The sequence below is a fragment of the Nostoc sp. JL34 genome, from assembly GCF_017114945.1.
In the GTDB taxonomy this organism is placed as follows: Bacteria; Cyanobacteriota; Cyanobacteriia; order Cyanobacteriales; family Nostocaceae; genus Nostoc.
In genome coordinates this window covers 95,381-104,408 of record NZ_JABXKQ010000084.1, presented here as the reverse complement: position 1 = coordinate 104,408, position 9,028 = coordinate 95,381, and the positions used below count along the sequence as shown (strand labels likewise).

Below are 9,028 nucleotides of genomic sequence, written 5' to 3'. Positions count from 1 at the left end.
CCCCCTGCACCCCTGCACCCCTGCGGTCTAAATGATAAGTCTTTACCCGAACATGATATGAGGGGATAATTAAGGCTACCGCAAAGAGATGGATAGCCGGTGATTATTTTCTATGCAAATTTCAAAATCATAATGAATTCTACTTGATGGCAAAGTTAGACGGGTCTTGATCTCGTCGATGCTTAGTGGGAATGGGGGCTGGCTGCCCATCACCCACAAGGGCTGCGGTTTTCTCCAGGGATTCCCTCAATCGCTTGGCTGCGTAAATGGACATGTCTCGCGGTACATTAATGCGATCGCGCAAATATCGGAGAGCCACATCTGATCCCGATGGAGGTACACAGTCTTCACCTGTCATCATCTGTGTTAAAGCACAACGTAGCGCTTGATCAAACAATTTATCATCTAAGGGGTTGACTCGGATAATATTGATTCGGTGTTCGATAGTTCGTTGAAGGGCTTCCATGCGGGAGTTTTCCGGTTCTGGATAAGTAACATCTGGTAGCCCGAACCAGGGGCCGTTATCCACCCGCGCTTTATTGAGAAGCATCTGGGTTTCGCCATTTTCCCAACAGCCTCCCATCTGGGGCGGCAAATCATGTGCGTGGGTGTGAAAGTCGCTCTGGGTGCCGCAGTAGGTTGGTCGGCTTTCCATTGCCGCAAACCATGCGCTCAAGCGAGGGTTTTCCGAACGCAGGCAGTAGCCCTTGTAGTAGTAAAGACTCGCATTCATCCGTTCGAGATATGGCGTAAATATGACATCGACGATGCCGAAGCTATCTAGAAAGTAAGGGCTTGGAGTGCTACCCAGAGCCGACTCAACCTTAGCCACAACTCCGATAAATTGTTCTCTGTTGCGTTGTTCTTGTTGAGAGGAACCGACTCTAGAGCATAGCCAAGCGCACCAAGCTCCAAATAAAAGTCGTTCTAATTGACGTAGAGGAATCACCGTGCGGTCTTCCATCCCTTGGTTCAATGGAGCAAATACCTTTTCCAAAGCGATCAAAATGTCATCGCTTTCCTTAATAATCCGTCCATCTAGCTCGATCGCGGGGAGCATACCGGATGGAACCTTACGTTTGTACCAACTTTCTTTCTCCCCGTAGCAGAACATTGTCACTTTTTCGATCCGATAGGGAATCTGTTTTTCCTCTAGCCATAACCAAACTTTTTGACAGTAAGGACACCAGGCGTGGTTATCGCGGTACAGCGTTACCCGCACATCAGATTCTGGCTGACCAAACAAGCGCAACCTGGCTCTGGCGTTGGTGAGACCATTAACGGTATCTATTTGATAGTCCGTGAGAGTTTCTAGTTCTTGCCAGCTTAAGGGTGCGGTAGTCATAGGGTGAGTTGCGTAGGGCAATACTTAAGACAATTCTATACTCTACAATATTTTCAATTACACCAAGACTTAATTTAACGGACACAAACCAACATCCTAAAGTCACATTAACTCTTGTCAAATAATCGCTTCTTGTATCTAATTTTCAGTTCCGCAGCTTGCTCAATTACATATTCTGGTAATCCCTTAACAGTCAAGCTATCTCAGCAGAGGTGAGGACACAAAACCTGGTTTTACCTTTTATTTATCCCGTAAGTTTAAACCGTTCTTGTAAAATACAAGCACTCACCATTCCTGTCAGAGTAAAAGTTACTTGAGTGCGTTTACTGTCATCCATTTCGGGCAGTTGATCTAGGAGTGCAATAACTGCTTTTTGGTCGTAGAACGGTAGTGATTTCATCACCTCGCCTCGCAGAGTATCCTGAAGTAGTTCTTGCAATGGCTGATTGCTTTGCAGAGCATAAGGTGGAGAAGAATACGAGTGCTTTTTACGATGATACATCGTGTCTGTCAAGAAAGGGCGTGCCGCTTCTCGCAACACATATTTTTCGGTCGCACCACGGATTTTGAGTGAAACAGGAAAGTCGCGCACTAGCTCAACCAGATGATGGTCAAGAAATGGCAGACGCCCCTCAATAGAATGTGCCATTTCTACACCATCGCCCAGCATTCTCAAAACGTAGTTTGGTAAAACCGTTTTAGACCACAAATAAAGGGATTGATTGACGGGTTCCCGCCCAGTTAGTTGACCCTGTACATCTAAGCGATTTAAAAAAATCCGAAAGGCATCGCGTTCTGCCACAAAAGCAGCAAATGCAGGCGTATAAAAAGGGTAAAGTTTCTTGATACCAGCTTTCATCAGGCCAACTGAAATATTTTTGAGCCAAGTTGGTACAAAACCTAAAGTCCGCTGCACGCCCTTTAAAGGCATCTCTGATGCATCAGTTTCTAATAAGAGCGCAGAAGCTGGATTGTTCGATTGCAATTCTGCTAATAGCTGCTGTACAGTTTGTTCATCTTGTCCTTCTCGATTGTAGAGCAACATATCCTCATGCATAGCGACATATCCTCCGAAGATTTCGTCAGAACCTTCACCGGTGAGTACAACTTTGTAACCCATATCTCGCGTCGCCTTGCTCAATAGATATTTACCAGCCGTGGAGATAGTGTTGGAAAGCCTCTCACCGTAATAAACGGCATCGGCAAAGTTGCTCACAAGATCGGATTGGCTGACTGAAAGGATATGAAGATTTGCCCCGACGTGTTCAACTGTCTCGCGAGCGAAAGCTTGTTCGTCATAAGGGGGTTGATCGAAGGCGATAGTAAACGCCTGTATCGGGTGAGAGGTATGTCTAGCTGCCATTCCCAACACAGTAGCCGAATCGATACCACCGCTGAGATAGCAGCCAACTGGTACATCAGCCCACAAGCGAAGTCGAATTGCTTCGTCCAATGTGTAGCGAAGTTTTTCAATGTATTCGCCTTCACTATATTGAGTAAGAGGCTCGGTCATACGGGGATAATTAAAATCCCAGTAGCGCATCAGTTGCCAGCCAGAGTGCGAAGCCAGCAGAAAATGACCAGGGGGAACTTCATAAATGTCTTGAAATAAAGTCCGATCTGCTTCTAATACAGCGCTGTTGTATTGGAAAAAAGACTCTGGGTTCCAACGAGCAGGTACACCTGCTGCAAATAAAGCCTTGACTTCAGATGCTAAATAGAGAGTACCACCATTTTCTGTATAATAAAGTGGCTTGATGCCAAAGCGATCGCGAGCCGCAAATAGTACTTGATTGCGTTCATCCCATAGCACAAATGCAAATTCGCCTCGCAAACGCTGTAAGCATTGTGTACCAAACTCGTCGTAGAGATGAAGGGCAATTTCACTGTCAGAGCGGGTACGAAGCCTATATCCCCATTGTTTCAAGTCAGCCTGTATCTGTTCAAAGTCATAAAACTCCCCATTGACGACAATATGCAGGTTTTCCTCTTCGTTAGCAATCGGCTGTTCGCCAGTTGTCAGGTCAATAATGCTGAGTCGGGCATGACCCAATCCAACTCGTTGATTGGGAGAAATCCAATAGTTTTGTCCATCTGGCCCCCGATGGTGTAAGCTTTGTGTTGCCCGTTTCAATGCCTCTTGGGAAATTGGTTCCTGTTTTGATAAAAATGCAACAATTCCACACATCAGTCTCAATTTAGCTTAATTTATTGGGTTCCGAACGAGTAGCACCGATCTACTGAATTGAATTTCCTCACTCAGTTTAATTGCATCGGATGTACTGGCGATCTTTTTCGTTGATAACTGATGCGCGTGGGTGATGGTCGAGGCGCACCACCGAGTACGCTTATTGTCTTTGGGTTGGGTGTAAGTAGCGTTAAATCATAGTTGCGTAGCAACTTGGCGAGGATGATGGCCATCTCACTTTTCGCAAAGTTCATCCCTGGACATTTACGCCCACCTCCGCCAAACCCCATAATAGCATACTGGTCTTTGCCTTCGCTCCGTTCTTTGCTAAAGCGATCGGGGTCAAAAAGAGGTGGATTGCTAAACTTGCTTTCTAGATAATGGGAACTTCCGGCGGCTATAACCACACGCCAGCCTGCGGGAATTTGATAATCCCCGACTTGAACCTCCTGTTCAGTGACCCGCAGCAGCATATCTGCGGAAGGTTTCAGCCTGACTGTCTCATCAATCACTTGGAAGGTTAGTGGCAAGCTTCTAAAACTCATAGCATCGATGCTGTCATTTAGAACTTCAACTTCAGTTTGTAAGCGTGCCAAAATGTTCGGGTGTTGGAGGGTGAGGAGAACACACCAGGCGGCTTGCCGTGCGGTGGTATCATTTCCGGCAAAGATCAGACCCAGCCATAGGTCTGCCGCCTTTTGGTCGTCGAGGTAGGTTCCATCGTCCAAAGGAGTATTGAGTAACAAAGATATAACATCGTCGTAGGCCTCAGGAGCTTGACGACGTTGTTGGCAAAGGCGACCTAGAATGTTTCGGATCTTTGCCCTAGCGCGATCGCGACGTTTATATCTAGGCAGTGGCCAGTCAGGGGGTAAGATGATGCTCACGGACTTGGCAATATCCGAATATGCTTCCCAGAATTCCGAACCTAATTCATCTCGGAAATTTGCTCCAGCAAAGGCGTGCCCAGCAATAGACCGCGTTACTAGGCGCATCTCGTCCATAATATCCATCTCGCCCGACTCCCCTAAACGATCGAGCCAGACATCAACTTCGTAGTTCATGGCATTTAAGTAGCGCAAGCTACGTTCTCTGCCGAAGATGATTGGTAGAAAAATGCGATGCTTTTTGTACTGCTCCTTTGAGGCAGTAAGGAATATTTCACCTATGGCATATTTTAGGATTTCATAGCCCTTGGCGATATTTAAGCTTTTGTCAGTTTCGTTGTAAAACCATTGATGGTATTCACTGCCAGTGACCACCACTATCGGCTTGGGGATCTTAACAGTAAATACATTACCTAACTCCTGATAGCCCTTGTAAAACAGAGCACCTTTGTCGTGCATAAATTCTGGAAGATGCCCAATAATCGGCCACCCCCCTTTGAGTACAGGTGGGAGTTGTATCGGATCTCCTGATTTCAAAGAGGAAGGATTTTCAAGGCTATCTGATAGATTATATTTCATTTAGTTCACTCCCCAAAATTGGCCTATGTGAAAGTAAGTGCGGTACTGCTATATTTAGACCCAGAAGAATAAATCTGACTCTATCATTGTTTAGAGCAGTGATTTGATGAAATAATAGGTGGATGGCTTCGAGACACTGCGTGATTCTACACGATCTGCTTGAGTCAAACAATAGCCGTATCTGTTTTATCTTTGGTGTAAGCAGTCTCCTTTTTGAGCGACTATCAACGCTCGGCGGGTGATGATATTTCGTCCAAAGCAAAATAGCCGTTGTAATCCTGCATATAAACGGCTGCTCGATGTCTAAAGAGAATGACAGCGGGAGTGCAGGTCGTCAATTCCATGTCATATTCAGGAATGCGTACTTTTGCACCAACTGGGTACAAGCGATTCCAGCGCTCAACTTTTTTTCGCGCCTCATCAGCTAGTTTCTCTTTATCCACAGTAAACTGGGTATTAAATTGGCTGGAACGTTCATCAGTGCGATCGCCCTTCATAGAGAACTGACTTGCCAAGGAGGGATCGACTTGACGATCGTCTTGAATATTAGAATTTTTTGGAGTATTGTCTGGCTGCGCTTGATATTCTCGTTTGATACTTGGGATTAACTTGGTTAAGATTCTACCGACACCTAGTTCCTCAAACTGCATTTCGTCTTGGGACAGCAGATAACCGATGCTTTCAGACCAGCGCACAGGAGATGTAATCTGATCTGCTAACTGGGATGCAATCTCTTCTTGTCGATAGGGTCGTGCATTGACGTTGCATACCACAGGAATCGTCAGTTTTGAAAAAGAAAAGTTTTCCAGATACCGCGCAAACTCTTCTCTTGCAGAAACCATATAGGGAGAGTGAAACGCACCACTTGTGTTGAGAGAAACGTAAACCGCTCCCTCATCTGCTAGGACTTGCTTGGATTTCTCGATGTCTGCTTTGGGACCTGATACAATGGTTTGATGTGGCGAATTGTAGTTTGCAATATAAACTGCTGACAGTCCATGAAAGTCTAGCATTGTCCGAATGTCGGCTGCCGCAGGGCCAATTACAGCTCCCATCGCACCATTGGGTGAACGGCTCATGAGTTCTCCGCGCTTTGCCACTAGGCGAATACCATCTTCAAAAGAAAAGGCTCCTGAACTGTGAAGTGCGTTGTATTCACCCAGACTGTGACCGGCTAAGAAATTAGGTAGCTTTCCAGATTCGGCTAGACGCAGTTTGTAGGACAGCGCATTAACGACAAAAAGCGCCGGTTGAGTGAATTGTGTCCGATCAAGCTGGTTGTTTGGATCTTCTGTACACAACGTAACTATTGAATACTCAAGAATGTCACTGGCAATTTCCGTTTCCTCTGGAAATATTGCGAACAGTTGTTTTCCCATTCCTCTTGTTTGTGAACCCTGCCCAGGGAAAAGATAAGTAATCATTATGAATTAAGTTGCGATGGGAGCAATGCGATTTTGTGAGATGCTGAAACAGCAGGGGGAGCAGGGGATGCAGGGAGGGGGATTAGTGATTTCTCAACCAAGGTGATGGATTATTAATCATATTCACCAAACCGGATAAAACTTGGTTGTAATTTGCATAAACTTCTCGTCCTACTTTTACATTCATGTAATTGCATTTGACAGCAAATTCAATCCAAGTTTGGGTTTCTGCTGCTTCAGCCTCACAATCATTTAATTTAGCGATAAAAGCAGCTTCATAACGCCGTTTTCTCCATGCTTCAGCTAAATTAGCACAAACAGAACGTGAGGATCTACGAATTTGATCAGTTAACGAATATCTCTCCTCCACAGGGAACTTCTTTGATAACTGAAAAATTTTCATTGCCGCTTCAAAGGCAATTTTATAAATCCCCAAATCTTTATGATCTTTGATTGCTTCTTTATTCATTGTTTTACCTCCCCTGCTTCCCCTACCTCCCCTGCCTCCCCTGCTCTCTTCACCATGATCTCACTCTCCTGTTGCGATTCAGTATATAAGTTCCGCACTATGGTTCCCAAGGAAATTTTCCTTCGTTAACGTATCTCCGAATATTGTGGAGATTCTCTTGAGAGCAAAACAACTGCTCGTTTGTCGAAACTGCCAACGATTGCGATCGCATCAGCATATCGTTTAGCTGGTGCATATATTTTTTATACTCGGATACGGCTGAATTCGACAGTCGGCTCAGACGAATCAGATGCTTACGTAACAGAGATTCGCTGTCTTCAGAATAGGCATCCACTAAACCACTGGCGGATGCGTCCTGGACTGAAATCGGCATGGTCGTCAACGTCATATAATGAGATTTTTGCACACCCACTTTGCGAATTAGAAATGGTAACACACAAGCGGGAAACAGACCAAACATGAGTTCGGAGAGCGCGAAAGTTGCTGATTCATCCGCTAGTACGATATCGCAGGCGGCAACAAATCCAACTCCACCAGCCCGCACCTTACCTCGCACATGGGCAATTGTGACAAATGAAGCGATCGCCAGCTGCGTCCATAAATGGTACAAGCGTTCAGCATTGACCCTCCCAGCCGCATCATTCTGTTCAGCGATTTGGCGAAAGTCTGCACCAGTACAGAAAACATCCGGCAGTCCCTCAATCACAACGACACAAACCGCTTGTGATTTCTCTCTAGTTCTATTCTCACAAATGGCCAGGACATCTGTAAGTTCGGTTACGAGACGGTTGGTAATCGCATTTTCGGAATCTGACTGACACAGCTGAATGCGACAGGTTGATCCCTGAAACCGAACGTTGATAGTTTGATACGTTAGCTCACCCATTCATACTCACGATGGAATTCTCGAATCTCGCGTAAGGTCAACAATGGTTTATCTTTCCAGGCCGATCGCATACCCGTAAGCATTGTGGGGTCTAAAGTCACATTTCTCGTTCCGAACCGGACACTGCGATTGCCTTGGAAAAGGTCTTCGTATTCCTCAATGGAAATCTGATAGCGTCGGTCTAGCATCGCCGCGATCTCAAACTGACGCTGCCACTGCTGTCCATTTGCTGTCACCACACCACTGTAGAACTCGGAGCAACAGCCCGAACCGTAGGAAAAGCAACCTAGTCGCTTTGGTGTCGTGAAATCACCATTGTCGATCGTACTGGACAAAGATAACATCACCGTTCCACCCATAATATTGCCCACCCGTTGGCAATAGCGAAGTCCTAGTGCAACTCGCTGATTAAAGTCAAGTTCAATATCGTTTAACTTTACCTTAGTGAATTTACGCATCATCATCCGGTGTGCCCCTTTGACCATGCCACCAAAAGGCGTGTGGAATGTTAAGTACCCAAAGGTGTCTTGATAGTCTACGCCTGAAACTCGCTTCTGATACTCAATAAACGCGTTCTCACAGCAGTCGAGATACGACATCATAGACAGATCGACATCTCCCGATTCACTGTCTGGCACGGGACGGCAGGTATCCATGACCTCGTAGCCGTAATAGCCGTTTGCGCCCACATCGACTTGAAACACCTTTGGGTCGTCACTAACGAGAATGGCTACTGCCCCTGCACCTGAACTTGGCTCAAAATAAGACCAGTCGTTGGTGAGTGCTTCACCCCCGGCGGTGACAACGAATCGGGAGATATCGGTGGCTACAACCAACGCCTTAGCACCCGGTGATGTTTGCGAGAGGATGAAATTAAGGGCCATTTGTAATCCGGCAGTCGCTGCATAGCACGCTTGCTTCAACTCAAATAAGCGACAGCATCGATTCAAACCCAGGTATTGATGAATGTAGGCGCTAATGGATTTACCGAAATCAATCCCTGATTCTGAGCAGGTAATGAGCAATTCTATTTGTCCTTTTTCCTCTTCTGAGAGGGAGTCGATTAAAGGTTTGGCAGCGTTGACACCAAAAGTGATAGGATCTTCAAACGGGAGGGCAACTGCTTTTTGCTTCATTAATAAATTTTCAAACCGCCGCATATCTAGCTGTCGATGACGAGCCAGATCCATCACATCAAGAACGACACTACCGCCAAAAGCATTCATGCTTTCGATTCCAACTGATATCAT

Annotated in this window: 7 protein-coding genes; all 7 read right to left on the bottom strand. The window is 45.9% G+C overall.

Going from position 1 to position 9,028, the window contains the following annotated elements; genetic code table 11:
- Window positions 1-139 precede the first annotated feature (139 nt).
- The 7 genes from HWQ44_RS16130 to HWQ44_RS16100 all read right to left on the bottom strand — a co-directional run bounded on the left by HWQ44_RS16130 (window position 140) and on the right by HWQ44_RS16100 (window position 9,028).
- Window positions 140-1,345, bottom strand: coding sequence for a glutathione S-transferase family protein (locus tag HWQ44_RS16130; protein WP_292720291.1), 1,206 nt, complete (start codon window positions 1,343-1,345; stop codon window positions 140-142).
- A 244-nt stretch (window positions 1,346-1,589) separates the two neighbouring features.
- Window positions 1,590-3,533: an asparagine synthase (glutamine-hydrolyzing) gene (asnB, locus tag HWQ44_RS16125; RefSeq protein WP_292720289.1), complete on the bottom strand. Its 1,944-nt coding sequence runs from the start codon at window positions 3,531-3,533 to the stop codon at window positions 1,590-1,592.
- 71 nt (window positions 3,534-3,604) lie between these two features.
- A complete protein-coding gene (locus HWQ44_RS16120; RefSeq protein WP_292720285.1) occupies window positions 3,605-4,999 on the bottom strand; it encodes a cytochrome P450 in 1,395 nt (464 codons plus the stop codon).
- 224 nt (window positions 5,000-5,223) lie between these two features.
- On the bottom strand, window positions 5,224-6,423 hold the full coding sequence (gene fabD, locus HWQ44_RS16115) for an ACP S-malonyltransferase (protein WP_292720283.1): 1,200 nt from the start codon (window positions 6,421-6,423) through the stop codon (window positions 5,224-5,226).
- Between the two features lie 82 nt (window positions 6,424-6,505).
- Window positions 6,506-6,892, bottom strand: a complete 387-nt coding sequence (locus tag HWQ44_RS16110; RefSeq protein WP_292720281.1) for a four helix bundle protein — start codon at window positions 6,890-6,892, stop codon at window positions 6,506-6,508.
- 97 nt (window positions 6,893-6,989) lie between these two features.
- Entirely contained in the window at window positions 6,990-7,778 is a 789-nt protein-coding gene (locus HWQ44_RS16105; protein ID WP_292720278.1) for an enoyl-CoA hydratase/isomerase, read from the bottom strand.
- Window positions 7,766-9,028, bottom strand: a complete 1,263-nt coding sequence (locus HWQ44_RS16100) for a hydroxymethylglutaryl-CoA synthase family protein (protein WP_292720276.1) — start codon at window positions 9,026-9,028, stop codon at window positions 7,766-7,768. The genes HWQ44_RS16105 and HWQ44_RS16100 overlap by 13 nt, the downstream gene beginning before the upstream one ends.

Coding starts and splice junctions, on each gene's coding strand:
- HWQ44_RS16130 (WP_292720291.1), bottom strand. CDS start 1,345: ATGACTACCGCACCCTTAAGCTGGCAAGAACTAGAAACTCTCACGGAC.
- asnB (WP_292720289.1), bottom strand. CDS start 3,533: ATGTGTGGAATTGTTGCATTTTTATCAAAACAGGAACCAATTTCCCAA.
- HWQ44_RS16120 (WP_292720285.1), bottom strand. CDS start 4,999: ATGAAATATAATCTATCAGATAGCCTTGAAAATCCTTCCTCTTTGAAA.
- fabD (WP_292720283.1), bottom strand. CDS start 6,423: ATGATTACTTATCTTTTCCCTGGGCAGGGTTCACAAACAAGAGGAATG.
- HWQ44_RS16110 (WP_292720281.1), bottom strand. CDS start 6,892: ATGAATAAAGAAGCAATCAAAGATCATAAAGATTTGGGGATTTATAAA.
- HWQ44_RS16105 (WP_292720278.1), bottom strand. CDS start 7,778: ATGGGTGAGCTAACGTATCAAACTATCAACGTTCGGTTTCAGGGATCA.
- HWQ44_RS16100 (WP_292720276.1), bottom strand. CDS start 9,028: ATGATATCAGTTGGAATCGAAAGCATGAATGCTTTTGGCGGTAGTGTC.